This window comes from Bacillus sp. FSL W8-0640 (assembly GCF_038007725.1).
Taxonomy (GTDB): domain Bacteria; phylum Bacillota; class Bacilli; order Bacillales; family Bacillaceae_G; genus Bacillus_A; species Bacillus_A cereus.
This window is the reverse complement of sequence record NZ_JBBOXT010000001.1, coordinates 1,841,605-1,867,876: the sequence shown is the minus strand read 5'-3', so window position 1 is coordinate 1,867,876 and position 26,272 is coordinate 1,841,605. Positions and strand designations below refer to the sequence as shown.

The window sequence follows — 26,272 nt, the reverse complement described above, 5'->3', positions numbered from 1 at the left end:
CGTCATAAAGGAAGTTTACATCTCCATTTGATTTTACATAATAAAACAGACTACCCTCTAGTGTCATAATGCTACTAGGGGGAGTCTGTTCTCTATTAAACTTTAAATCTCTCAATTAATACTTGCAATTCTTCAGCCATTTGAGATAGCGTACCCGCCGCTGATCCAATTTCCTCCATCGAAGCTAGCTGTTCTTCAGCTGAAGCCGCAACATTTTGTGTGCTTGTCGCATTATTTTGTGCTGTCATTGCAATTTGTCCTACTGAAATAGATACTTCATTTGCCCCTTTTGACATTCCATTAGCCGTTTCAACCATCGTCTTAATTTGATTAGCTATTTCATTTGTAGATTGTAAAATTTCAGCAAAATTTTGCTTCGTTTCATTTGCAATAACAAGTCCAGATTGAACTTCTTCATTTACATGATTCATTGATTTGACTGTCTTACCCATATCGTCTTGTATTTCGCCTATTAATTTACTAATTTCACTGGAAGATATGCTAGACTGCTCTGCCAATTTACGTACTTCATCTGCAACAATTGCAAAACCTCTTCCATGTTCACCAGCTCTTGCCGCTTCAATTGCCGCATTTAAAGCTAGAAGATTTGTTTGATCTGCAATGTTTTGAATTACTTCCAATATATCACCAATTTGTTTTGATTTATTATTTAATAACTGTATAACAGCATCTGATTGTGAAACCGATTCTGCAATAGACTGCATCTGGTTTACTGTTCTTCCTACTAGTTTCCCACCATCTTCTGCTTTTTCACGAGTATGAGCAGAAGCGATATTAATAGATGATGAACTATTTGCTACATGCTGAATTCCTTCCGTTACATCAAACAGTAACATAGCACCATTTTCTACACTTGTTGTTTGCGTCGTTGCCCCACTTGATATTTCATCCATTGCTGTTGTAATTTGCTCAGTTGCTTCACTCGCTTGTCTTACACTTGCAGTTAGTTCTTCTGATGCTGCTGCAACATGTCCTGCCGAAGTGTTAATCCTTCCAATTAACGTCCGTAATGAATTTGTCATCTCGTTAAAACCTTTCGCAAGTTGACCAATTTCATCATTAGAATGAATTTCAATTGTTTGCGTTAAATCCCCTTCACTTATTTCTTTAGAAGTGATAACTAATCTCTTTAAAGGCTTCGTAATTGAAAGTGTCACAAAATAAATAAGTACTCCACCTACTACTAACGAAATAAGCATAACAATTAACATATTATAAAATACAGGTTGAGCAGCTTCAATTACTTCAGTTGCGTACATCGTCCCACCAATTTTCCAACCTGTTTTTACGTTTGTAGCAAATACCATATTCTTTTCACTACCACCATAAGAATATGTAAAAGCACCATGATTATCTTCATAAATTTTCTTTGCCCAAGAATCAGCTGCTTTATCCCCTGATTTTTCTTGTGGATGAGCAATGATTTTTTGCTTTCCATCTAAAATGAAGGCATATCCTTTTTTACCAATATTGATTAACTTTGTTGTTTTTAATAAATTGTCTAAACTTAAATCTAGCGCAACAACCCCATTTTTATCTTCTGTTTGTTTTGCAATCGTTACGACAATATGTCCATTTCCTTTTGCCTTATATGGCTCGCTAACAACAATACCACCTTGTTTTGCCACTGCATCTTTATACCAAGGTCGTGTTGTTGGATCATAATCTGCTGCCATTTGTATATTTGGTTCCTGTACAAATTTCTTATCATTACCGGCAACATACACTTGTTCAACATCTATATTCAAATTGATATACTGAGATAATGTCTTTCTTAGCTCATCCTGATTATCCCCTTGATACATATTCCCTTGAATTACTCGTGCAAAGTTATTCACATCGTTAAATTTTGCTTCAATCATTTGATTGATTAAATTATCTAATATTTTTATATTATCGTTAGCACTACTCGTAATTTGTGATTCAAAATTCTTTTTAGCAGTTTGATAAGACATGCCCCCGATTATAGAAACGGCTGCAATTAAAATTACAAAGAATGAAATTAATAGCTTTTTTGCTACTTTCATATCACGAAACAAATTTAATAGTTTACCCATTATGAACCTCCTAATTTTCAAATTTAAAAGTTAAATTGAGTTAATTATGAATATTTCCCGTTCCCTAATTATTATTTTCATAACCTATTATGGTGAATACTTTGTAAAGTTTAAACAATTAATTTCCTTTTGTCTATATATACGAATAATATTATTATAAAATTTACAAATAGAAAAAACCAAAGGGGCCCCTTTGGTTTTTACATTTTTTTATGTTGTTTAGAAATTTTCTTCCATTTATCACGCTCTGCTCTGGCAAGGATTGCATCTTGTTTCCTCATAAAATACGCCAGTTCTCTTTGTAATTTTTTATAGCTTTTCAAACGATCTATCGTAATAAGTCCATTTTCAATTGCACTATACACCGCGCATCCTGGTTCATTCTCATGCTTACAATCACGGAAACGACATGTTGTCGCAAATTCTTCAATATCAGAGAATGCTGTTTGAATCGCTTCGCTGCCTTCCCAAAGTTGCAATTCCCTCATGCCAGGCGTATCAATCACGAGAGCGCCACTAGGCAATTGGAATAATTCTCGATGCGTTGTCGTATGCCTCCCCCTACTATCCTCTTCACGTATATCTCCCGTTTTTGCTACATCAATTCCTATTAGAGCATTTAACAAAGTTGACTTTCCTACCCCTGATGATCCAACTAAAGCAATTGTTTTCCCTGAAGAAACGAATTGTTTCAACGAATCTATACCTGTATGCTCTAAACTATCAACAACGAAAATAGGAACACCAATTGCTATAGCTTCCGTTTCTACAATTTTCTCTTCCACATCATTACATATACTACTCTTTGTTAAAACAATAACTGGCATAGCGCCGCTTTCATACGCTAATAATAAATAACGTTCCATCCTTCTAACATTAAAATCATGATTAAGTGCATTCACTAAAAATAAATAATCTACATTTGCTGCTATAATCTGTTCTTCTGTTCTTGTTCCAGCCTCTTGTCTTGAGAAAGAGCTTCTTCGCTGGAAAATACGATGAATAATCGCTTTCTTTTCATCTTCTATTTTCTTTATATACACCCAATCACCAACTGCTGGATAATCGCCTTTCGTAATCGCTTCATGCCGAAACTTCCCAGACAGTTCTGCCATATATTCACCATCATTACAAATAATGCGATATATATGCTTATGCTCAAGTAAAATACGACCTACTTCATAATTTTTCTCTGTAACTTGTTCTTCAAAAAATGAATCCCAGCCGAAAGATTCTAAAATATTTTGATTCAAATAAATATCCTCCCTAGTTTGTACTAAGTGGAAGGATTGCGAATTACCTTATATAATATCGCCCTTTCCATCCACCTTTGTATTTGGTTGATTATTCATATAAGTTATTTTCGCCATAATACATCACCCCGTTCTTATTTTAATTATTCTCATTATATGGAATTCTCCTATAAAAAGCTACATTATTTTACGTAATTTTCAAATAACTTGTTTTTGAGCATTCTAATTTGTCCTCGATGACTAATTTCATCTTCTAGCACATGAAACCATAGTTAGGCCACTTTCTTTCTAACATGAGCCACTCATCACCTTGTTCACTTAAATACTTCAGAGATTCTTCTCGAACACTTTGTAGAAGTTGTACATAATATTGTATTTCATGACCACGGATTGCTCTACCCGCTTCCCCTAAATACAGTGCATCTTCCCATATTTCTAATTCTTCTTTTGTAAAGTCATGATCTTGAAATGAAATAAGCTGATGAACTTTTTCAATAGCTGCTATATGCTTTAATAAGGCGCCAATTGAATTTCCGCTGCTTTGCATAATTAAATCTAATTGCTCAACTGATAAATTTTTTACTTCGCCTAATGTTACAGCTCTCGTATGCTCAAGCAGGCTTACTAATTCCCCTATTTTTTTTGTATAACCATCTACACTTCTTATTCGATAATCTATATTCATATCACGCACCCCTTTCTGCATTCATATTATTGTAAAAATGATTCATATAATAGACTGAAATATATCTAAATTTTCTGTTACAATTAATTTGAATACAAATTATACCCAAACAAACTTTCTCAATATGCTTATATGAAATATTAAAAGGAATCAATATAAAATAATCGAATCTTATTCACTAAAAGGAGTGGATTCGATGGAGATGTATCAATGGCTAACCGCTGTTCTCGTTGGTGGCATTACCGGCTTCGTTTCCCATCTAATCAATAACCAAGGTAAGTTATTGCTTCCACGCCGTTTGAAAACATTTTTTCATTTTGGATTTTTAACTGATATTTTTACTGGTAGCCTAGCCGCACTTCTTGGGCTCGTTTTATTCGATGTCACCGCAATAAAAGAAATTATAAAAGTATCCATTGTAACTGCTATTTCCGGTCAAACTTTTTTACTACATCAAGCTCTTGGTGGCGAACAGGCTAAAAATACGCAAATTGGGAAAGCTGATGAGAAGATTCAAGAAATTGACAAATTATTGCGACGTTAGTGTATACTTTCTTTTAAAATTATTGTTATAATGAGAAATAAATATTTTCTATTGCGTCGTTTGTCAGGAGAAAGGGTGTTTCGTATGACAAAAAAGAAAATAGAAGATTTCTTAACAAACTCCGAAAAAGAGGAACTGCTAGAAAACTATAAATGTTTACGAGAAGCCCGCACAAAAAGCGAAGCTAACTATTTTGGCGAAGCAGTAAACCATCTATTAAATAAAGCAAAACAACGAATTATAAAAGATGCAGGTATACATGATGAAAATGCTGCAACTGTTCAATCAAAGAGAAAAGCACTGTTTTAGCTACATTAGCTAAAACAGTGCTTTTTATTACAATACTTTTCACATTACTTTCACATCTATTTCACAATTATAAGTACTCCTATATGTTAAACTAAGTATATCCTTTTCCAAGGAACTATATGCCGATATATAAATCCCTATCTTTATAGGGATTTTTATTTTTTGATTCCTCATAACTTTGTTACAATACATTTCTTCTACTATTTCTATACTTTTAGTAACCACTTTAATTAAAAGCACATTCATGTATTCACACTCTTATTAATTCTGAATTGCGAAATATTTATACAAGCTTTATGATGCAATTCCTGTTTCACTATTTTCAGTAATTTTTTCACTTTTTCTAAACAAAAATAAAGCTCCTATATATAGTAACGCAGTAAAACTACCTATAAGTATAAAATTGTGAGATATTGCAAATAACATTCCAGCTATTGCCGCACCAATCATTTGACCAATGTACATAGAAGCATTTGCAAGCGCGGCTCCTGTTCCTCTTGCTACACTAGACATGTTTTGTAAGTGCCTCATCATTAATACAAACAAAATTCCTGTCACAAAAAATAAAGCAAAGAACAATAACTCCACCAATACAATGTTCTTTACATGAGGAAGTAATACATATAGCACTGCTGTAAATATAATTCCACCATAGAAAGAAAGGTTATAACCAATTTTATTTACGATTCTAGGACCAAAAATATTACCAATTAAATTTCCTAATCCTAATACGAGCATAGCTGTACCTACTTCATGAACTTGTAAGCCAAATTGAATGGAAAGCCATACACCAAAAAATGAAAATGCAGCAAAATTTCCGGTTTGAAAAACAAAGTATGCAAAATAAGAAAGTGAAACCTTTGAATCTGTAAGTAATTGTTTATAACGCTGTAAAATCGCTTTTTTATTTCCACCTATATGAACCGACTGTATTTCTGGTAATACAACATAAATAAGAATGACAAGTAGTGCTGATAATATACCAATGAAATAGAATGGAATTGTATAATGTATCGTTGCTAAATAAGCTCCCAGTGGCAGCCCTAAAATTTGAGAGATTGATAACCCTGCTGTTGCAACCCCAATTGCTTTCACAATTTGCTTCTTCTCTATAAGGAGCGGAATAGATGCCCACACTTGTGGAGATACAAAAGCTGCACTTACACCTGCTAAAAATCTAAATGTTAGCATCCATAAAAAACTCGGTGCAATTCCACAAAAAAACGTACTTATTGCAAAAAAACTCATACCTAGTACCATTACTTTTTTTCTGTTTAATCCATCTGATATAGGACCAGCCACAAGCGCAAATCCAGCATACCCTAAAGCATACGAACTCACCATCCATCCTGACAACTCAGTTGAAACATGATACACCTGTTGCAATGTCGGCAACAGTGGTGAAATTAAGAAAGTATCTGTACCGATCATAAACATTATCATAAAAAATACAGCTAGTACTCTGTTCATTTAGACCTTCTCCTTATATAAACAGAGGGTACTCTCCCTCTGTTTAACTAATCTTCTAAAATAGATTGGATTTCTTTCATGACTCTTTCATTCAATGCAACATCTACCGCTTTCACACTTTCTCTTACCTGCTCTGCCCGCTTTCCACCAGGTATAACAGTATCAATCCCTTCTTTATTTAATAACCATGCTAACGCTAAATGAGACACTTCAATATCATTTTCTTTAGCTAGCCCTTTTAACTTATTCACTTTCTTAAAATTACTCTTATATGTATTTTCTTCAAATAGATTTACATTTTGACGCCAATCGACTTCATTTAATTTAAAATCTTCTGTATATTTTCCGCCTAATATTCCAAAAGCAAGAGGCCCATATGGAATAAATGAAATACCCGCTTCTATACAATACGGCAACAGTTCTTCCTCAGCTGTACGTTCTAACATATTGTATGGAGATTGTACAACATCTATATGACCATGTTGATTCGCCTCTTTTAATTGTTCTATGTTTACGTTCGATATTCCAATTGAACGAATTTTCCCTTCTTCTTTTAAATGAGTAAGCTCTCCGATTGAATCTATGTAACTTGTTTCAGGATTTGTAAAGTGTAAATAATATAAATCAATATATTCAGTCTGTAATCTTCTTAAGCTATTTTCCACAGCATTCCTTAAATAACTTGGTTCATTGTTAATATAAGTTTCTCCATTTAACAACGGTTGAATTCCACCTTTTGTAGCAAGTATAAACTCATGACGTTTTCCCTTTAATACTTCTCCTACTAATTCCTCCGATCTACCGAAACCATATGAATCTGCTGTATCAAAAAATGTAATCCCTTGCTGAATAGCTTCTTCTACTAATCGCTTTCCTTCTTCTTCATTCACATCAGCATATAAATTATGTCCCCCTACTGCATTTGTACCTAAACCCAACTTTGAAATATTTAATCCTGCCTTTTGCAATTTTATATACTTCATTTTTTCTCCCCCTATATTTCTATTGTTCGAATATATTCGAACAATAGAAATATACCACTTTATATGTTATAGTGCAAATATCTTAACTTATACAAGTAGGTGAAATATGCGTACACTCTATCATCCAAATCGAGAAGAAATTCAATTTTCTTCTGTCTTATATGCACTTAGCGATCAAATTCGTTTACAAATTGTAAATATGTTACTAGAGAAAAATGAACAATCTTGTGGTGCTTTAAACATCCCTGTTGCAAAATCAACTTTATCTCACCATTTCAAAGTTTTACGTGAGTCAGGTGTTATGTACACGCGCCTTGAAGGAACACAACGTTTCATTTCAATTCGTGAAGAAGATTTAAATGCTAGATTCCCAGGTTTATTACAAGTTGTATTACATGCGACAGAGCCATATTAAAAAAACATCTCATATTCATATGAGATGTTTTTTTAATATGGCTATTCTTTTAATAAATCTATTAATCCATTCCCTTCAGATGTACGTTCGTACCCTAAAGGTACAGTTCTTTTAATGAGTTGTGCATATATTTCCGGCTCCGATAACTTTCGACCGTATTCTTTCTCACACTGTTTAATGAGCAAGGCGAGCGCTCCAGCAACATGCGGCGTCGCCATGGAAGTTCCACTTAGCACAGCATATTTTCCTTCTGGATACGTAGATAATATTTCATCACCTGGCGCTACTAGATCAATTTCTTGATTTGAATTACTAAAACATGCAATCTTCCGCTCTAAATTAACGGCACCAACTTCAATTACCTCGGAGTACGCACCCGGAAAGTCTAGTTCCTCTGTTTCATCATCGCAATCTCCATTATTTCCAGCAGCACATACAACGAGAACATCCTGCTTTACCGCATTTTGAATTGCTTCATGTAATTCTGGAACATCTTGCGGACCACCAAGTGACATTGAAATAATTCTCACTTTCTCTTGATTCGGCCCTCTCCAATTTACAGCATAATGAATTGCCTCAATAATTTGCTCATAACTTCCAGAACCATCTCCCGCTAAAACTTTTAATACTAACATTTTAGCAAGTGGTGCAACTCCTAATACACCGACACCATTTTCAGTCGCGGCAATCGTTCCCGCAACATGAGTACCATGTCCGTTATTATCAAGATACACATTTGGATCAGCTTCATAATCTTTTGTGAAATTTCTTCCGCCGATAATACGATCTTTTAAATCTATATGATTAGTATCACACCCTGTATCTAATACGGCAACGACTACATCTTGCCCCTTCACACTCTTTTCCCATACTTGCGGAGCGTGAATCAGTTGTACACCTGGTGGAATTTCATTTACTTGTTCTACCACCTTATTTACGGTAAACGGAATCAATTGTATACCTTTTTGTTTATTCACTGTACTACTCATCGTAATCCCTCCTGAAAATGTATTATTTTCATTTCAGACCACTTTTGAATACGTGTAAATGTAACATTCGTTTTATTCTTTTTGTTTTCCTTCTTTTCAAATATTTCTCAACATCATTTACTACCTCTATAATACTTCTTTATTTTCCCTATGATTTGTAGGAAGTAACAACCCGAGTCGTTCAACTAATAACCAAAATAAGAGGACCAATTAATGGTCCTCTTACAGTCTTTTAAAAGAATGATATGTATTTGAAAAATAATATAAATTAAGACTAAACCTCACTCTTGTTTAAAAACTTTTCTATTTCTTTTACTAAATATTCCGCTCCCTCTATGCCAACTGTAATATTTCCATTTGCTAATGTAATATTCTGCCCTGAAACATCACCTGTGATTTGGCAAGCATTGTAAGGTTGATATTTTTGTAAAATGATTTTATCTGCTTCTACAAAAATTTCAAGCGGTGATTTGATTTGTATTCCCAATACATCGCGTAATTCTTTAGGGATAACAATTCGTCCTAATTCGTCTACTTTTCGAATAACTCCTGTTGCTTTCATATTTCTCCCCCCTTACTCTCTATTAATTTTTTCACCTCGCTTTTTCCATTTTATCACTTTTTGACAATACTTGCCTCTTTTTAGAAAATTTTGTACTCGAGTTAAAAAAACACATTTAATGCATACGTAATCTCTCTTTCAATTGTTTTACATAACGGGATCTTATAAGTAAGAAGTATACAACTTGAATACCTATGAAAATACTTAATACAACTGTATTTTCTTTAAACAATGAGTACTCAAACATTTGTCCTAACGCCGTTAAGGCTACTGCTCCATGTAATGTTGCAACACCAATTGGAACGAAGAATAAAAGGGCCAATCGAATTGTAACTACCTTCGATAATTCCCTACTTGTCAATCCAACTTTACGAATCATTTCGAACAAACGAACATCATCCTCCAAATCGGAGAATAAACGGAAGTAAAGGAAACTTCCTGCGCAAACGAAAAATACTATACCAATAAAGAAACCTACAAATAAAATCGGTCCTGCAATTTGTAAACTTTGGTTTTGCTCGTACTCTTCCGCACTAAACGTTGAATATTCTTGATACGGTTTAATTTGATGCGTAAGCTCTTTACCAATTTCAATCTCATCTTTCGTTCTTTCAGTTTTATACATATAGTCTTTTGTCTCTATAAACCCATCTTGTAATGAATCATATTGACTATTAGAGATTACATAAACATTTCCTCTTAATATTTTCCCCAATGAAGATGAGGTAACTTTTTTCACTTTTAAATTTTCATTCATATTAGGTAAAGTAATTTCTTTTCTTTCTTTCATCGTTGGCCCTGGTATATTAGCTGACAAAAATACAACTTCTTTATTTGCTACAGTATTAAATGGTTCTTCTGTTAACTTTGCATATTTCTTATAGTCTGATTCTTTTATAAAAATGGCGCTTCTTAACGACTGTTCCTCCGTTTTCTTTGTCGAAATATTAGTTTTTGAAGCTGCTATACTATGTTTCTTTAATCCTTTGTCAATCATTTGTATATGCTGTGATTCGTTACTATTCCCTTGCTTAGAATGGTAATGAAACGAAATCGGTCTCTCCATTATCCCTTTCGTCATGGATGCGAAGCCAACTAATGTCCCTATTGCGGAAAATGCTACAGTAGAAATAATGGTTACAATAAAGAACATTCTTGCGTTATCTCTCATGCGATACGCTAAATCTGATAACGTAATAATATTAGTCTGTGTCCAATAGAAACGTTTACTTTTTTTACATAATCGAATAATAAAGACACTCAGCTGCTTGTACAACAAATACGTCCCAATAATAACTACCGTTGTAACAGGAATCATCATAATAAATACCATTGCTCCATGTGATAGAAGAGCTCCTACATAGCCAGCACTAAGCAATACTACTGCTAATATGGAAGAAATGATTGATGCTTTCGGTTCCGGTTTCGCCTCTGCTGATCCTCTAAACAACTTCATAATCTTATTTTTACGAATCATTCCTGCACTAAACAATGATATGATCATAAATAAAATAAAAAACATAATACTCGTTACAACAATTGCTTTCATCGGTATGTAATAGGATAAGGAGATATCTAGTTTCAATATCATCGGAGCGACAAATAGTAATCCCCCTGAAAATAACATACCTGAAAGAATACCAAAAATAATTGCCCCTATTCCAATCATAATATTTTCAAAAAAGATCAGACGCTTTAATTGATATTTCGTCATACCTAGCATCATTAAAATTCCTAGTTCACGCTTTCTCGTTTTTAAAAACATTCCCATCGAATATAAAATAAAGAAGAATGTAAATAAGTAAATAATAGACTGTGCAAAAGACATACTTACGAATACGTACTGACCTAATTCTCCTGCACTTAATGCCGGATGAAACGCAAAAAATGAATACACAAAAAAGGCCATAATTGCAAATGCACTACTCAAAAAATAGGCTGAGTATGTCCGTCTATTTCGGGTTACATTCCGATATGCTAGTTCTCTAATGTTCATATTACTTCTCCGCCCTTCTACTATCTATGTTTTTATATTAGTAAAGTGCGGAAATACCTTCCATCGATTCAAATGACAAAAACCTTACATTTTTGAAAGGTTTAAAAAATTGCTTATACGTAGTACTTTATTTATAATGACTACATTCATATTCATACACACATCCTATTGTATATTCGTTAATTTTGCGAAATAATAAAGGATAGAAGTATGTACCATTATACATATAAACTTAATTACCGCTTTAATATGAATAGGAGGAAACATAATGACATTACAAGAACAGATTATGAAAGCATTACATGTTCAGCCTGTAATTGATCCAAAAATTGAAATTCGTAAACGAGTTGATTTCTTAAAGGATTATGTAAAAAAAACAGGTGCAAAAGGATTTGTACTTGGTATTAGCGGCGGACAAGACTCTACATTAGCAGGACGCTTAGCACAACTTGCAGTTGAAGAAATTCGTAACGAAGGTGGTAATGCAACGTTTATCGCCGTGCGTCTTCCTTATAAAGTACAAAAAGATGAAGATGATGCACAATTAGCATTACAATTCATTCAAGCAGATCAATCTGTTGCATTTGATATTGCTTCAACTGTTGATGCTTTTTCAAATCAATATGAAAACTTATTGGGTGAATCATTAACAGATTTCAATAAAGGTAACGTGAAAGCACGTATCCGTATGGTTACTCAATATGCAATTGGTGGACAAAAAGGGCTACTTGTTATCGGAACAGATCACGCTGCAGAAGCTGTAACAGGGTTCTTTACAAAATTCGGAGATGGTGGTGCAGATTTATTACCATTAACGGGATTAACGAAGCGCCAAGGACGTGCATTATTACAAGAGTTAGGCGCAGACGAGCGACTGTACTTAAAAATGCCAACAGCTGATTTATTAGATGAAAAACCAGGTCAAGCTGATGAAACAGAGTTAGGTATTACTTATGATCAATTAGATGATTATTTAGAAGGTAAAGCAGTTCCAGCTGACGTTGCAGAGAAAATTGAAAAACGTTACACAGTGAGTGAGCATAAAAGACAAGTACCAGCGTCAATGTTTGATGATTGGTGGAAATAAATTAAACATAAAAAAGAAGCTAATCTTCATTTAGCTTCTTTTTTATATGTTAACGATATACCCCTACTCTTTTCTCCAATAAATCTTGCAGGCAATCTTCATGTTGTTTACAAAATAACGGTGGCATGTCGTCTAACGGGAAAAACTTCAAATCCAACGTTTCATCACCATCTACTTTTTTGTCACCTCCAACTATTGAGAATGAAAAGAACATCACAATTGACTGGGCCTTGTCTCCATTTGGATATGATTGAAAATATTTTGTATACACTCCAATAAGCTCATTTATTTCTACATCATACCCGGTTTCTTCTTTTATTTCTCGGATTGCAGTTTCCGCAGCTGATTCTCCTATCTCCATTGCACCACCTGGAAATCCCCAAGCGTTAAAGTCTCCTCTTTTTTGCAGTAATACTTCTCCTTCTTTATTAAATACACAACCACCGGCAAAGTTTAAGAAAACATAATCATGTCCTACTTTTTCACGTAATTCTTTTATATAATTGGCCATTCTCTTTCCCCTTTTCATACCTCTTCTATCGCTATTTCTTATCTTTTTCAAGCAATTCAATGATTCGATCTAGCTTCTGGTTCATATTAATCACGTGGTGTTTCTTTGCAGCACTGCTTTGTAATACTCTTCTAATAAACAAAGTAAATGATATGAAAAACAAAACGATAAGTCCGATTACTAAACAAGTATATATCAATGTAAAAATATTACTTTCGAACAAGTTCATTCAGCATTCACATCCTCTCCTTTTTATTTTATCACATAATTCCCAAAATTTTAAAGTGATCGATAAATATAAAAAGAGCATCTTTTACAGATGCTCTTTCTCATTGCTTAATACGTAAATGTAATTGTCGCTAATGAATAACCCGCCAATGCACTGTAAGGCGCTACTTGATAAGACACACGCTTTGCACCTTTTGGCCAATTTATTTCATTTAATACTTTCTTTATATCTTGCATCGTCCCATCCATGGACTGCTTATATCGTACTTCTACTTTTTCTGGTTTGGTTGCAAACTTTTGCTGCAACTTTTGCTTAAATTCATTATAATTTTCTGCTCCGTATTCTGCAGATAAGTATTGTAAATTTGTTTCTTTTAACATCTGCTCATATACGACAGTTTTTGAGCTACCAGCTTTTATTTTATTTGTTAATTCACCAAAATAACTTGTAGTTGCCGCTGGATATTTGCTACGATCCCATTCATGATCTTTACTTAACTGTTCGTCAGACATATTAAAATATGAGTAAGTTGCACGCCCTGCTTTATCTGGTACTGGATCATCAAATGTAGTATCTAGGTGATACCATTTGTTTTCAATGTTCACTAAATTCCACGCGTGAGCTTGTCCGTTTCCTGTGCCTGTTACAATATGATTTTGAATACCTGCCTCTTTTAACAACTCATACGTCAATAATGTATATCCTTGGCAAACGGCAGAACGATTCGCTAATGCTTCATATGCTGTATACGCTTGATAAGACGTATCATAAGACACATGCTTAACAACGTAATCGTGAATAGCTTTTACTTTCTCATGCTCATCCATCCCTGGTTTTACAATTGATCCAACAATTGATTTCGCCTGAGCTTTTACATATTGAGTTTGTTCTTTTGATTCACGGTATTTTACTTGCAGTGTAAACGTATAGTCCCCTGGCATTCCTTTAATGGAATATCTAGTAGACGCTACATTATATTTTACATACTCATCAGCATCTACAATTTTATTAAACTCACCATACAATTGATCCATAATATTTCTAGCATTTCTATCTTTTGTTTTATATGTGATTGTAATATTTTCTTCTCGATTATCAATCTGTTTTTTTAATTCTTTTCTGAAATCATCTAATAACTTTACATCTGATTGTGCTGTCACTGTAGTCGGATTTGTAGCTGCATAAGATACAGATGACGCTTGTAAGCCTCCCATTACTATAGTTGAACAAAGTGCGGCAGCTGTCACATACTTACTTGTCTTTCCCATCTTGTCACTCCTTATATTCTATAACTATACGAAAAAGTATCGTATAGTTTCAGAGTATACAATACTTTTTCGTATAGGTCATATGAGATTATGCATATTAACTAATTCACATAAAAAGGTTGTTCTTTTAAAAAGAACAACCTTTTTTCATTAGCATGTTTGTAATACGCAGCATGTATTTTCAAAACGTTGATTTTTCAAATCTTCATTACTAATACAGAAATATAGCATCCCTAGTTCTCCCCAAACCATATTACAATTTTTATGATCTGAATCAATTTGGAATAAAAGAGTCATTTGCTGCGGGTCTACTCCCATATATTCTCCCGTCTCATATAACACTTCTTCTTGTACAGAGAATGGCTCACCAAACATTTGATGGTTATCGTAGTTATCCGGAATTAGCTCTTCAAGTAATTGCAAGAAACGATCTGAATCAGCCTCATCTTCAATGAAAAGTTCTGGTAATTTGTATGTCAGTTCAAAAGTAATTGCACACTGGTTATATTTCGCTTGTACTTCATTTCCTCTTCGTAATTGCTCTACAGGAACATCATAATAAAGTACACGCCCACCCTCTGTTAGCTTCACATTTTCTTCAAAATAATTTTCAATGCAAAAGAAATACAGCATCCCCGTCTTAGGAAGATTGTGATCCATACCAACGTTTTGTAAATCACTTAAGTTAAATTGCGCGATAAATTGTAGTGGATTTCCTTTATGCTTTGGATATTCAAATAAAGCTGGTAAATCAGGAACTCCTCCCATTTTCGAACTACCTATCGCAACAGTTTCCTGCTGCTTTGGCACAACTTTTATACAAGGAAATACAGTATTAATAAGTTCCTCTTTCAAGTGTGTTAGTTCATATTTATCAATTAATACTTCAATTTTTTTATTCATAAATTCTCCTTACATTTACATACTTATTTATATCATAGTACAAAGATTATACTTCATTCTTTACAAAATCAACAAGCCTCCAAAAACGGGCTTATCCTTCGTACGCGAACAAGTTTAAAAAAGCATACTATACATTGTTCCTACAAACACGATAGTTCTTTAGTTCTTCCAGTACATTTTCCCCTCGTTCATTTTTATTTTTAATATAAGGAGGAATTCCACATGGGTTACGGATATAGTTGCGGCGGTTACGGTTACGGCGGTAGCTGTGGTGGTTGTGGTTACGGAGGTTTCGCTTTATTAATCGTTTTATTCATCCTTCTAATCATCATCGGAGCTAGCTGTTGGGGCGGCTTTGTAGGCTGCTAGTAAACTTAAAAACCATTGTAAAAAAGCACGTACAATACGTGCTTTTTTGCCATTTCCAAATCTTTTATTTGAAAGGAAGTATGTTTAATGAAGATTGATGGTGTTTTTGAAGGAGGCGGTGTGCGCGGTATTGCGCATGTTGGGGCAATTTGCGCGTTAGCCGAAAAAGGTTATGAATGGGAACGTGTAGCTGGAACATCAGCTGGTGCAATTATCGCGGCACTTTTAGCTGCAGGATATTCTTGTTCAGAGCTAAAAACCATTATAACTGATATCGATTATAACAAATTTACGAAGAAAACCTTTATTGACAAAATCCCCTTTATCGGAAAAGGACTAAGTGCATGGACTACTCTAGGTATATACTCTAATGTATTTATAGAAGAATGGATTGAAGAATTACTTCGAAAAAAAGGTGTTCATTTATTTACTAATTTACCGGATCTAAACAAACTCAAAATCATCGCTTCTGATATTAGTAATGGTAAAATGGTTGTCTTTCCTGACGACTTACCAAACTATGGATTTTTAAATTATCGCTTCTCTATCGCTAAAGCGGTAAGAATGAGTAGTACAATCCCCTTCTTCTTTGAACCCGTAAAATGGAGAACTCCAAAATGGAAGCAGCCTTGTTATATGGTTGACGGAGGAATTCTAAGTAATTATCCAATTTGGATCTTCGATTCACCTACCGCTCCTCGCTGGCCGACTTTCGGATTTCATTTTGTAAAAGATGAGATTCAAGCTGACCCTGCTCACTATAACGAGCCTATTTCTATGTTCAAAGGACTATTTAAAACAATGATGCAAGCTCATGATTTACGTCATTTAGATAAGGAATCAAAAGCAAGAACGATTACAATTCCAACAGGAACGATTACAAGTACTAATTTTGAACTGACGAAGGAAGAAAAAGACTGGCTTTACAATTCTGGTTATAACTCTGCTAATAAATTTTTACAAGCTTGGAACTTTAGGCAATATATTGATGAGTATAGAAAAGGAAATCAAGACCGAAAGACAAATCGATTTTTTCGTCAACTTGACTCATAATATTATTACTTTGCGTATAAATACGAGAACGTTTAACAACTTAATAGTAAATAAGCCTAGTAAATTCTTATATTACTAGACTTATTTACTTCCTATATAATCTCATACATTGTTTAAGGATACGTTAAGCCTTCGGCTTCTTCTGCAGTTATAACTATGTAACGATTTCCCGTTCTTAATCCTAACAGTTCTGCTTTTTCAATCGCCTCTTGCTTCGTCTCCGCATAAGCAGCTAAATATTTTTCTCCATTGATCATTTGGCAAATTACATATTGTTTCATTACTTTCTCCTCTTACTTTTTCATTAGTTGTGCAAGTTTTTTTATACCTATTTCAATTTCTTCTAACGTTGCGTATGAATACGATAGGCGCAAAAATTGATTTGCACTTCTATCATATAAAGTACCTGGGTTTAATAAAACCTTTTCTTGCAGAGCTTTATCAAATAAACTGCGATATGAAATGGGTACTTTTATATGTACCCATATATAAAACCCGCCTGTTGGTTCATGCCAAGTTGCTATTTCACGAAGATATTTATCTAACATTAGTAACATAAAATCTCTTCGTTTTTTCAATTCACTTCTTACAAATCGCAAATACTCATCATATAGACCATTTGTAAACCACTCTGCTGCAATTTGCTGGGATATAGTGCTTGAACCATAATCTGTTTGCATCTTTATGTCTGACAATCTTTGAATTACTGGCTCGGGTCCAACAATCCATCCAATTCTTAAACCTGGACTAATTACTTTGGACATGCTTCCAATATGTAGTACGATTCCATTTTTATCATAGGCTTTTAAAGGTTTCGAACTAGGTGCATCAAACCATAAGTCTTGATACACTGCGTCCTCTATAATAGGTAATCCAATTTCATTACATATTTCCATCACTTCTATTCGTTTCTTCGCATTCATACTAAAGTTCGTTGGATTATGAAAAGACGGGATTGTATATAAAATAGAGGCATTAAATTGCTTCTTATATTTCTTAATATATGATGTATGTAACCCGCTTTCATCCATTGGGATTCCAATTAAACGTACTCCTGCTGATTGAAAAACATTAAGCGAATATAAATAGGATGGTTTCTCTAATAAGATTGATGCCCCTTTCGAAAGAAGCCCCATAGAAATAAGTTGCAGCGCTTGAATTGCTCCTGAAACAATTAATATAGAGTCAGGAGATACATATACGCCATGCTCCTTTAAGTATTCGGAAATCTTTTCCCTTAAATAAAGATTTCCTTTCGGCTCTTCATACCCAAGCGTCACATTTGACTTTAAAAGGTTATTCATAATTTCTTTCATCTTTTTCTCAGGTAAGAGACTCGGCGCGAGCTCACCTGTTCCTAACCGAATTACATGTGGGTAAAATTCAGCTTGATTAATCTCTTGAATAGCTGGGAGATTCGGATAATGAAGTCCTGTTTCTACATAAGACTGCCAATTAGGCGGGGGTGCGTAAGTTGAAACATTCTCATTATTATTTACAACAATTGTTCCTTTCCTGCCATTCCCTTCAATATATCCCTTCGCAACTAGTTCATCGAAAGCCATTACAATTGTGCTTCGATTCACACCAAATGTATGGGCCAAATCTCTTTGTGAAGGTAATTTCGTTCCAACGGTCCATTCTCCATTAACGATCCTTTCTTTTATATACGTTTCTATTTGTTTATACAGCGGCGTCGCTAGAGACATATCCGGTTTCCAAACGAATCTTTCCATCATATCACCTTATATTCTTTTTGGTTGGTAACCTCCCCAACCATATGGATGGATACAAATTTTCATTTCTTCTATACAATATACACTATCATAATGAATTAAAATAGGAGGTAATATGATGAGTGAAGCAATTATTCATGGTATCATTCTTGCATTTGGACTTATCATTCCATTAGGTGTACAAAATGTTTTTGTCTTTAACCAAGGTGCGAGCCAACCAAACATTTGGAGGGCAGCCCCTGTAGTATTAACTGCCTCTATATGTGATACGTTACTCATATTGATTGCAGTGCAAGGTGTCTCCCTTGTACTCCTTACTTTTTCTTGGCTAACTAACTCATTATATATAATTGGATTTTTCTTTCTCCTATACATGGGCTTTGTTATTTGGAGAAGTAGCCCTTCCAACGATGTAACACAAGAAAAAAGTATGCCCTTAAAAAAGCAAATCCTTTTCGCAGCATCAGTTTCGTTATTAAATCCACATGCTATTTTAGACACAATCGGTGTAATTGGAACAAATTCTATTCAATACATAGGAAGTGAAAAATGGGCTTTCACACTTGCAACTATTATCGTTTCTTGGATTTGGTTTATAAGCTTAGCTTTAGCGGGGAAATTTCTAAAAAGACTAGACTCAACCGGAAAGACAATTTTATTATTAAATAAATTTTCTGGTCTCATCATATGGGGTGTCGCACTTTATATGTTAAAACAAGTTATTTATTCTTAATGAACGAAAGAGAATTGCATGTTACTCAAAACATCATGCAATTCTCTTACAAATTATGAAGTAGGTTCCGGTTTCTGTTTTACCGCCTTTGCATCCTTTGCTGGTTTAATCCAAATGATTGCTATGACAGCACCAATGGCAGCGAAAATACTAGTCAAATAAAACACTTCATGGTCCGCCCCTTTCATGAAAAAAGAATATAAAGGTGGTCCAGCTGCTACACCGATAAATCGCATTGAACTGTAAAATGACGTAACTGTTCCCCTTTGCTCCTTTTCAATTCCTTGTGTAATGAGGGCATCTAAACATGGGAGTGCCATACCAATCCCTATCCCCATAATAACGAGACAAAGAAGTAGTAAATAAATCCCTTTTATAAATAAAGGAATGATGACTGATGCAGCTGCCATTAAAAAACCAATATAGATACACTTCTTCATAACATTTTGATTATCTCCAATTTTTTTACCGGCCATATATGAACTAAGTGACAGTACAAGTAACGGGATAGCAAGCACACACCCTTTCCATATACCATGAATGTCATACTTTGATTCCAGTATAGTCGACAAATAAAAGAGAATTCCGAATAAAATAAGCATAATAATTGCACCTAATGCAAAAATGGCAATTAACCATCTTCCTTTTTCTCGAAACGTAGACAGAATAGATTTTATAAACTCTTTAAGTGGTGGTACTTCTCCTTCTTGTTTCTTTGCCTTTACTAGAACAAGTAATAAAACAATTGATACTACGCATAAAATTGGAATCGCCCAAAATGGTAAGAACCATACAACGGCAGCAAGAGCAGACCCTAAAATAGGGCTCAGCACTTTCCCAAATGTATTGGATGTTTCTATGATTCCTAAACCTGTACTAACTTGTTTTTCGTCTTTGTATAAATCACCAACACACGGTATAACAACTGGCATTGCACCAGCAGCACCAATACCTTGAATCGCTCTACCAATCAATATCCAATTGTAGGGATTATCAACTTTCCAAGATACCCAACCAGTTATCGCTCCTCCTATAGCTGCAATCAGCAAACTCGGAACCATTACCATCTTTCGTCCCCATCTATCTGATAAATAACCAGCAATCGGTATAAGTAGAATGGCTACGATAGAGTAAATTGTAATAATCATGGATACTTGAAACGATGAAATATGTAATTTCTTTTCAATAGTCGGCAGAATTGGGATGAGCATTGAATTCCCTAATGTCATAACAAGTGGAACTGATGCAAGCGCAATTAAACAACAGTTTTCTTTTTTTAACATGTTGGCTTCGAAACCTTTCATCATATATTTCTTACCATATAATAGCCCCGCTGGAACGTAACTTTTCATTCCACCAGGGCTATTACATCTTTACTACTTCCCATTCACAACAAAAGAAATTGGGGAAATTATAGTATTATTCCTATTCTTTGAATCCAGTTCACAATATATCCATACCAATTAATTGAAAAAAAAAGAAAGGAAGAATCCTTCCTTTCTCCTATAACCTTCTACAATTAGCGAGTATATCCGCCACCAAGTTGTTGTTCTGCCATCGCTACAAGGCGTTTTGTAATTTCACCGCCTACAGAACCGTTTGCACGTGAAGAAGTATCAGCGCCAAGTTGTACACCAAACTCTTGTGCAATTTCATATTTCATTTGATCTAAAGCTGCTTGTGCTCCATGTGATGCTAATTGATTAGAATTACGATTTCTAGCCATTACCAATCACCTCCTTATTTATATATAAATTGTGTTAAATTCAAATTAAAATACATGGAAATTTTTGGTTATTTTTTACCATAAAAAAAGAGCCTCTAAAACGAGACTCTCACATCATTTCACATTACGAAGTTACTACTTCTAATTTTCTATTTATTAATACTTTCATTTCTTCTTTTAATATCTCTTTTGCATTATGTCCAAACCATTCTAAGGAAGCAAAAAGATCCGTACCTCTCACTTCCTGAATAATCTCATCATAATTTACAATACCTTCAAATAACGGAACCATACCAATACGACTTCCTGCTGCAGCATATACATTGTTAGGTTCAAACACATGCAAATAATCCGCTGAAGATATATTCTTAAAATGGTAATGTAGTGTCCACGGCTTTAATCGATGGAAACTGTCTATTGGATCTGCGCCAGACTCCCATATATGAAGAAAATCAAGATTTATTTTTAAATTCGGATGATTTACTTCTTCTAATAGTTCTATAGTAGAAGGCAATGTGTCCGTTAGTGTATTGGGATGTGTTTCTAACAGCACATACATATTGTGCTGAGCAAACACATCACAAATCTTACGTATTCGCTTCACATACTCTTTTCTCTCTTGTTCCGAGAAGTCCTTGCTCCCTTTTTGCCCAGCAAACGTGCGAATTTTATTCGTATTAAACCAATTAGCTAGTACTACAAGTTGTTCACTTTTCTCTATCGTTTTTTCAAAATCTGCTGATAATGATATATCTAAGTAATCACTTATCATCGTAATTTCTAAGTTTTTATCCTTTAGAAAAGTCAATTCTCGTTCTGTCGTTTCGCGTTCTTGTATATACAAATTTTGTGCATGAGTCCCCCACAATTCAATTCCTTCAAAACTGTTTTCATATGCAAATTGAACAATATCAGTAAATGAAATTAATTGATGACGAAATGAAATGGTACATAGCGAATATTTCATAGCATTAAACTCCCCTATCTTAAATTCAGTTAGCTTATTAAAAAGTTGCGACAGACTGATTTGTTTTCATACCTTTCCATGATAGAAACTGTCTCTCTAATTCCTTCTTAATTTGCAGTTCAATTGCATTCATTTCATCCAGTTTTTCAATAATCGATACTAGCATACCTTTATTATTCGTCATTGCCATTTTAATTGCACGATACTGTACATTTGTAAATCCTTGTACAATATCCTCTACCCGATCACACCAATAATCAAATTCTTGCTCCGAATATTGCAACGTTTCACGGAAGTATGCAAAGGCATGCTCATAACTATATTTACGAATTGCAAGTACTGGTATTTGTTTTACTGCTGCTACAAGTCCAGAAAGCGCATATCCTTCTTCCTCATTTGCCATTTTTACAATTAAATTTTTCAGCTCCATAGTCAGTTCATTGTCGTTCTTTTTGAATGTTTCTGTGAAATAACTAGCTACTGTTTCTTGCGTTGGCTCCCCAATTCCTTCTATATCAATGAAATACCCTCCACCAAATGGGTTATCTTGAATAGAGTGAAGTACTTTTTCTCTTTCCATATTTCCTTCCCAACGAAAATCAGGATCTAGCATGAACCACTCTTCTTCTTTCTCTGTTTTTGATATCATTAAATAATGTGGAAACGGTTTTTGATGAAATTTATTTTCCCTCTCTGGTAATAGAGACATATCAACCATTACAATGACATAACGATTTCCCGGCTTGTTTTCTACTAATTCTAAAAACGTTTCTACATTGCTATCTTTATCTTTTGCATGATCATACCATTCGTTTACTTTAATACCGTACAATTTTTCAAACCAAAGTAAATAATGATCATGGTTAATGTTTTCAGAGTGATATGAAATAATTCCGCCTTCTGTTATATCAAAATCTCCATCCCATAGTCCAAAATAAAATGGACGAAAATCAATGTCGCTACGCCTTTTTATAATTTCACAAAAACAACTCACTAAACAGTGCACTTTTATTGAAGTCATACTCTCATCCACTTTCCTAAAGGTTAGTTATTCACATTTACTTCTTGTAACTCCTCCATAAAATCAAGCAAAGATCCTACAGTAAGAAATGCCTTTGGATCTACCTCATCCTCTGGAACGCATAGCTTTATATCCATTTCTATGTATACAATAAGCTGTAACATCATTACCGAATCTATATATAAATCTTGATTTAAGCGCATCGTTTCTTCTAAATGCGTTACATTTTTCAGTTCCATTTTTTCTATCATAATTTTTAACACGGCATTCTTTAACGCTTCCCGTCTCATGTTGTAACCTCTCCCATCTCTAGTAACTTTCTACTTACTTTTCCAGTTTTATTTTTAGGAATTTCATTTACACTTTCAATTTCATGGGGAACTTTATAAGAAGGTAAGTACTGAATACACCATTCTCTTATTTGTACTGGATCAACATGAGAGATCACTTTCGCTTTAACTATTTCGCCCATGACAGGATGTTTCCCTCGATATACAATTGCCTCTTGAACACCTTCCAATCGAAGCATCGTTTCTTCTACCTCTATAGGAAAGACTTTTAATCCCGAAACATTAATTACATCGTCCATACGCCCCATAAAATGAATGCCACGCTCAGATTTATACCCTAAATCTTTCGTGAAGATTTCCTTATCATTCATTTTCACGACGATTTCTTCCGGTGCATTTTCATCTGAACCTATGCTTATACTCGCATGAGGTAAAGGGTTTCCTAAATCTAAATGGCTCTTCATATCATGACATATACTAATACAACCTGCTTCAGAACAACCGTATTGCTGCATCATATATGTTGTCATTTCTTTTAGTTTATAAAATAGTGCTTCTGGCAAAGGCGATCCTGATGTCATAATTTTATGAAACTGGAACGTTCCTAATGGAAAACTCCCCATAATGTGTAACATAAGTGGTACTGCATATATAATATGTTTCTCTGTATTGCGAACTATATTTAATGCGAATTTAGGATTTTTATTCGTAATGATTACAGGCTGGCTCCCCCTCTTAATTGCTGATAAAGTACCACATATTAGTCCGTATGAATGTGAAACAGGAGCCATAACGATTGGCACTTCATCTACTTCACAGTTTAAAGCTTCATTATAAGCGGTAATTTCCGTATCAACTTCCGTCCATGCTCTACGAATTAGTTTCGGTTCCCCTGTAGTTCCAGAACTATATTGCAATAAAGAAGGCTCTTCTAGTAAAAAGTTCCCTACTTCTAATTTTGTAAAATCGCCATATTCTCCATATAAAATTCCTACACAATTTGCACGCTTTGCCATTTCAATAGCTGTTTCTTTTGGTGTATCTTCATGTATAAGTAATACTGATGATTTCTTTTCTTTTAAGAAAAACACAATCGTAATAATATCGAATGGATCTTTCAGACAAAGTGCAAATCTATTTCCTTCTGCTTCTTTAAATTGTTCCATTTCCTCATAAACTTGTAATCTCGATTCAAAATCACTTTTGCTATACTCTTGTTTATTAACGATTAGCATAATTTCCCCCTGTAACAGCTGATTTTTGTTTCATAAGTTGTCTTACTCTATACAATGGATTTGGAACTTCATGAACAAGCGATTCCAGATCCATATATAATCGACGTTTCGTTAATTGTTCAGCATAGAATGTAGGTGCATATAATTGAATATTTTCAAATCTACCTTTCAAATGTGGATATATTCTTAAATGATTTTCAATTTCTTCAACAACCATCATCCAAAAATGTTCTTCTTTCAATCCATATTCATCCGCAAGTACGAATGCTAATTCTCCTAAATTAAACAGGAATAGTGCATCTAACACCATCTCTTGCAAACATTCAATGCGATCCATTTCAAAGAAATCATTCATTTTTCCATTCGCATATGTTTTATGCATTTTAGTAAAGTCGGGACATTTGTCAACCGTTTTCAAATATGGACGATAAAACTCAAGCCCTTCATGAAAATCCTTTAACGCAATACGAACAGGCACCCCTTCTTTATGGACTAGAATCATATTTTGTCCATGTGATTCCAGTGCGATGCCATGCTCTACAACAAGATGTATAACTGGTATTATCGCTTTTTGAATAAGTAATTGTAGCCAATCCTTCATTCCATATTTATTCAACCACGCATCAATAATTGGTGTACCATTTTTCTCTTTAGCGTATAAACCATTAAAAGGAATTGCATCTTCTTGTGCATCTAAATACTTATGAATGCTTTCGCGCCAAATACATCCTAATGAACCATATATAGCTTTTTTATTCGTGTCATACGTTACACTGGAAAACTCATTTAACAAGATTAAACGTGCTTCATCCATTAAATAGGCGTCATTACTTACAACATCATTTAACCAATTTGATATTGCTGGTGCACTCACAACAGAGTATGGTTTCAGCGTACGAAGTGTTGAAGTGTTGAGTAAATTCATCGATAATTTAACGTACGGTTTCTTTGGACTCGTAATATTTCTTAATGTTCTCATTGACTGTTGCGCGCAATAATCGTCCTCAGATGTTCCTAAATAAATAATAAATTTCCCCTGTATATGATCCGCATAATTTGAAATGATGAAATTCACCCACTGCCATGGGTGAACAGGTATAAACACGTACTGTTTTGGATTACATCCCTTATTACGAATTCGTTCCATAAACTCTTCTAATTTACGATCGCCAATCTCCTCTTTTAAAAGGTTGTTATACATCACTTCATTCTCATAACCTACAGTCGCATAATTCTTATGCGCTGCAATCCATATGAGTTTTATTGGCTGCATAAATTCATAACCATATTGAAAATTGTCACGATATTGAAATCCAACACGTGCTTTATAACTAGGATGATATGGATGGCCGTCTATTAAATGGCTTTCAAACTCATCGTAAGATTTTTGAGTATATTCTCTCTTATTATTTCTTTCATATTGTGCAATCGTGTCTTTAAATATTGTTTGTTCTAATTCGTGTATAAAAGAATCTAATTTAGCTTGTTCTACACTAGTAACCCGAAAAACTTCTTCTAGAAATTGCGAGACAGATTGTATTTCTTGCTGTTCATCTTGAACTCTTACTATTAATGAGTCTAACGAAATACGTCCAAATGTCATCCGTTCCCTGCCATAGCATTTGTACGTGACACTTTTGCCTTCTTCATCAAGTCCTTGTATTAGAAAAAGAAGTTGTTCTTCTTTTTCTATGCGAACCGGTGTAATAATCCCCTCATAAATTAACGATTCTACTAATTGACGTAGCACTCTTCTTCGTACTGAAATGTAATCTTCTGATTCGAGCGCCTTCAATACTTTCGTATGATACATGTCCACTCTCATAAAACCCTCCACCTTATGACAAAATACCATTATTT

The 26,272-nt window shown here is 34.2% G+C and carries 28 protein-coding genes and 1 pseudogene; 7 read left to right on the top strand and 22 right to left on the bottom strand.

Annotated elements, in window-relative coordinates; genetic code table 11:
- Positions 1-95 precede the first annotated feature (95 nt).
- From N2V80_RS09740 to N2V80_RS09730, 3 genes and pseudogenes are all read right to left on the bottom strand, one after another.
- A complete protein-coding gene (locus N2V80_RS09740) occupies positions 96-2,078 on the bottom strand; it encodes a methyl-accepting chemotaxis protein (protein WP_000517294.1) in 1,983 nt (660 codons plus the stop codon).
- 200 nt (positions 2,079-2,278) lie between these two features.
- The gene (gene rsgA / locus N2V80_RS09735; RefSeq protein WP_001073074.1) at positions 2,279-3,331 is read right to left on the bottom strand and encodes a ribosome small subunit-dependent GTPase A; all 1,053 of its coding nucleotides are present in this window, start codon (positions 3,329-3,331) and stop codon (positions 2,279-2,281) included.
- Positions 3,332-3,513: 182 nt separating this feature from the next.
- Positions 3,514-4,016: pseudogene (locus tag N2V80_RS09730) on the bottom strand (DinB family protein).
- Between the two features lie 196 nt (positions 4,017-4,212).
- Between N2V80_RS09730 and N2V80_RS09725 the strand changes: the two are divergent.
- Complete coding sequence (locus N2V80_RS09725; protein ID WP_000426317.1) at positions 4,213-4,560, top strand: DUF4257 domain-containing protein; 348 nt, start codon at positions 4,213-4,215, stop codon at positions 4,558-4,560.
- Positions 4,561-4,644: 84 nt separating this feature from the next.
- Complete coding sequence (locus tag N2V80_RS09720; RefSeq protein ID WP_000162602.1) at positions 4,645-4,869, top strand: hypothetical protein; 225 nt, start codon at positions 4,645-4,647, stop codon at positions 4,867-4,869.
- A 39-nt stretch (positions 4,870-4,908) separates the two neighbouring features.
- Here the strand turns inward: N2V80_RS09720 and N2V80_RS09715 are convergent, their stop codons facing one another.
- Genes N2V80_RS09715 through N2V80_RS09705 form a run of 3 tightly spaced genes read right to left on the bottom strand, consistent with a single transcriptional unit; the run spans position 4,909 to position 7,322 of the window.
- Positions 4,909-5,115 carry a hypothetical protein gene (locus tag N2V80_RS09715; protein WP_001101742.1) on the bottom strand — a complete coding sequence of 69 codons (207 nt, stop codon included), beginning with the start codon at positions 5,113-5,115 and terminating at the stop codon, positions 4,909-4,911.
- A 48-nt stretch (positions 5,116-5,163) separates the two neighbouring features.
- On the bottom strand, positions 5,164-6,339 hold the full coding sequence (locus tag N2V80_RS09710; RefSeq protein WP_001082497.1) for an MFS transporter: 1,176 nt from the start codon (positions 6,337-6,339) through the stop codon (positions 5,164-5,166).
- Between the two features lie 47 nt (positions 6,340-6,386).
- Positions 6,387-7,322: an aldo/keto reductase gene (locus tag N2V80_RS09705; protein WP_000874082.1), complete on the bottom strand. Its 936-nt coding sequence runs from the start codon at positions 7,320-7,322 to the stop codon at positions 6,387-6,389.
- 106 nt (positions 7,323-7,428) lie between these two features.
- On the opposite strand from N2V80_RS09705, the gene N2V80_RS09700 reads away from it, so the two are divergent.
- Positions 7,429-7,737 carry an ArsR/SmtB family transcription factor gene (locus N2V80_RS09700; RefSeq protein ID WP_001259906.1) on the top strand — a complete coding sequence of 103 codons (309 nt, stop codon included), beginning with the start codon at positions 7,429-7,431 and terminating at the stop codon, positions 7,735-7,737.
- A 41-nt stretch (positions 7,738-7,778) separates the two neighbouring features.
- Here N2V80_RS09700 and N2V80_RS09695 read toward each other — a convergent pair whose 3' ends face one another.
- From N2V80_RS09695 to N2V80_RS09685, 3 genes are all read right to left on the bottom strand, one after another.
- The gene (locus tag N2V80_RS09695; RefSeq protein ID WP_000099756.1) at positions 7,779-8,726 is read right to left on the bottom strand and encodes a serine protease; all 948 of its coding nucleotides are present in this window, start codon (positions 8,724-8,726) and stop codon (positions 7,779-7,781) included.
- A 274-nt stretch (positions 8,727-9,000) separates the two neighbouring features.
- Positions 9,001-9,288 (bottom strand): AbrB/MazE/SpoVT family DNA-binding domain-containing protein, encoded by a 288-nt coding sequence (locus N2V80_RS09690; protein ID WP_000648325.1) that lies wholly within the window; start codon positions 9,286-9,288, stop codon positions 9,001-9,003.
- Between the two features lie 115 nt (positions 9,289-9,403).
- Positions 9,404-11,284 carry an FtsX-like permease family protein gene (locus N2V80_RS09685; protein WP_061654784.1) on the bottom strand — a complete coding sequence of 627 codons (1,881 nt, stop codon included), beginning with the start codon at positions 11,282-11,284 and terminating at the stop codon, positions 9,404-9,406.
- 268 nt (positions 11,285-11,552) lie between these two features.
- On the opposite strand from N2V80_RS09685, the gene nadE reads away from it, so the two are divergent.
- Positions 11,553-12,371, top strand: coding sequence for an ammonia-dependent NAD(+) synthetase (nadE, locus tag N2V80_RS09680; RefSeq protein WP_000174891.1), 819 nt, complete (start codon positions 11,553-11,555; stop codon positions 12,369-12,371).
- A gap of 49 nt (positions 12,372-12,420) precedes the next feature.
- Here nadE and N2V80_RS09675 read toward each other — a convergent pair whose 3' ends face one another.
- From N2V80_RS09675 to N2V80_RS09660, 4 genes are all read right to left on the bottom strand, one after another.
- Positions 12,421-12,882: an NUDIX hydrolase gene (locus tag N2V80_RS09675; RefSeq protein ID WP_000024999.1), complete on the bottom strand. Its 462-nt coding sequence runs from the start codon at positions 12,880-12,882 to the stop codon at positions 12,421-12,423.
- Between the two features lie 31 nt (positions 12,883-12,913).
- Positions 12,914-13,111 carry a DUF4083 domain-containing protein gene (locus N2V80_RS09670; protein WP_001048102.1) on the bottom strand — a complete coding sequence of 66 codons (198 nt, stop codon included), beginning with the start codon at positions 13,109-13,111 and terminating at the stop codon, positions 12,914-12,916.
- A gap of 107 nt (positions 13,112-13,218) precedes the next feature.
- Positions 13,219-14,379: a transglutaminase domain-containing protein gene (locus N2V80_RS09665; RefSeq protein ID WP_000520858.1), complete on the bottom strand. Its 1,161-nt coding sequence runs from the start codon at positions 14,377-14,379 to the stop codon at positions 13,219-13,221.
- A gap of 150 nt (positions 14,380-14,529) precedes the next feature.
- Positions 14,530-15,282, bottom strand: coding sequence for a YwqG family protein (locus tag N2V80_RS09660; RefSeq protein ID WP_001034837.1), 753 nt, complete (start codon positions 15,280-15,282; stop codon positions 14,530-14,532).
- Between the two features lie 222 nt (positions 15,283-15,504).
- On the opposite strand from N2V80_RS09660, the gene N2V80_RS09655 reads away from it, so the two are divergent.
- Both N2V80_RS09655 and N2V80_RS09650 read left to right on the top strand, forming a co-directional pair.
- Positions 15,505-15,651, top strand: a complete 147-nt coding sequence (locus N2V80_RS09655; RefSeq protein ID WP_000540425.1) for a YjcZ family sporulation protein — start codon at positions 15,505-15,507, stop codon at positions 15,649-15,651.
- Between the two features lie 87 nt (positions 15,652-15,738).
- Positions 15,739-16,704, top strand: coding sequence for a patatin-like phospholipase family protein (locus N2V80_RS09650; RefSeq protein WP_061654785.1), 966 nt, complete (start codon positions 15,739-15,741; stop codon positions 16,702-16,704).
- Positions 16,705-16,817: 113 nt separating this feature from the next.
- Here the strand turns inward: N2V80_RS09650 and N2V80_RS09645 are convergent, their stop codons facing one another.
- Both N2V80_RS09645 and N2V80_RS09640 read right to left on the bottom strand, forming a co-directional pair.
- Entirely contained in the window at positions 16,818-16,985 is a 168-nt protein-coding gene (locus N2V80_RS09645; RefSeq protein WP_000816389.1) for a DUF3933 family protein, read from the bottom strand.
- Positions 16,986-16,997: 12 nt separating this feature from the next.
- The gene (locus tag N2V80_RS09640) at positions 16,998-18,440 is read right to left on the bottom strand and encodes an aminotransferase-like domain-containing protein (RefSeq protein ID WP_061654789.1); all 1,443 of its coding nucleotides are present in this window, start codon (positions 18,438-18,440) and stop codon (positions 16,998-17,000) included.
- A 118-nt stretch (positions 18,441-18,558) separates the two neighbouring features.
- On the opposite strand from N2V80_RS09640, the gene N2V80_RS09635 reads away from it, so the two are divergent.
- On the top strand, positions 18,559-19,173 hold the full coding sequence (locus N2V80_RS09635; protein WP_001287305.1) for a LysE/ArgO family amino acid transporter: 615 nt from the start codon (positions 18,559-18,561) through the stop codon (positions 19,171-19,173).
- A 53-nt stretch (positions 19,174-19,226) separates the two neighbouring features.
- Here the strand turns inward: N2V80_RS09635 and N2V80_RS09630 are convergent, their stop codons facing one another.
- From N2V80_RS09630 to N2V80_RS09600, 7 genes are all read right to left on the bottom strand, one after another.
- Positions 19,227-20,456, bottom strand: coding sequence for an MFS transporter (locus N2V80_RS09630; RefSeq protein WP_033667350.1), 1,230 nt, complete (start codon positions 20,454-20,456; stop codon positions 19,227-19,229).
- A gap of 236 nt (positions 20,457-20,692) precedes the next feature.
- Positions 20,693-20,899: an alpha/beta-type small acid-soluble spore protein gene (locus N2V80_RS09625; protein ID WP_000113545.1), complete on the bottom strand. Its 207-nt coding sequence runs from the start codon at positions 20,897-20,899 to the stop codon at positions 20,693-20,695.
- A 124-nt stretch (positions 20,900-21,023) separates the two neighbouring features.
- On the bottom strand, positions 21,024-21,866 hold the full coding sequence (locus N2V80_RS09620; RefSeq protein ID WP_061654786.1) for a sugar phosphate isomerase/epimerase family protein: 843 nt from the start codon (positions 21,864-21,866) through the stop codon (positions 21,024-21,026).
- 37 nt (positions 21,867-21,903) lie between these two features.
- Positions 21,904-22,887, bottom strand: a complete 984-nt coding sequence (locus tag N2V80_RS09615; RefSeq protein WP_000200708.1) for a DUF6005 family protein — start codon at positions 22,885-22,887, stop codon at positions 21,904-21,906.
- 23 nt (positions 22,888-22,910) lie between these two features.
- Entirely contained in the window at positions 22,911-23,177 is a 267-nt protein-coding gene (asbD, locus tag N2V80_RS09610; protein WP_001250558.1) for a petrobactin biosynthesis protein AsbD, read from the bottom strand.
- Positions 23,174-24,412, bottom strand: a complete 1,239-nt coding sequence (locus N2V80_RS09605) for an AMP-binding protein (protein ID WP_061654787.1) — start codon at positions 24,410-24,412, stop codon at positions 23,174-23,176. Before N2V80_RS09605 ends, asbD begins: the two co-directional genes overlap by 4 nt.
- Positions 24,399-26,237, bottom strand: a complete 1,839-nt coding sequence (locus N2V80_RS09600) for an IucA/IucC family protein (protein WP_001261836.1) — start codon at positions 26,235-26,237, stop codon at positions 24,399-24,401. Before N2V80_RS09600 ends, N2V80_RS09605 begins: the two co-directional genes overlap by 14 nt.
- Between the last annotated feature and the right edge of the window lie 35 nt (positions 26,238-26,272).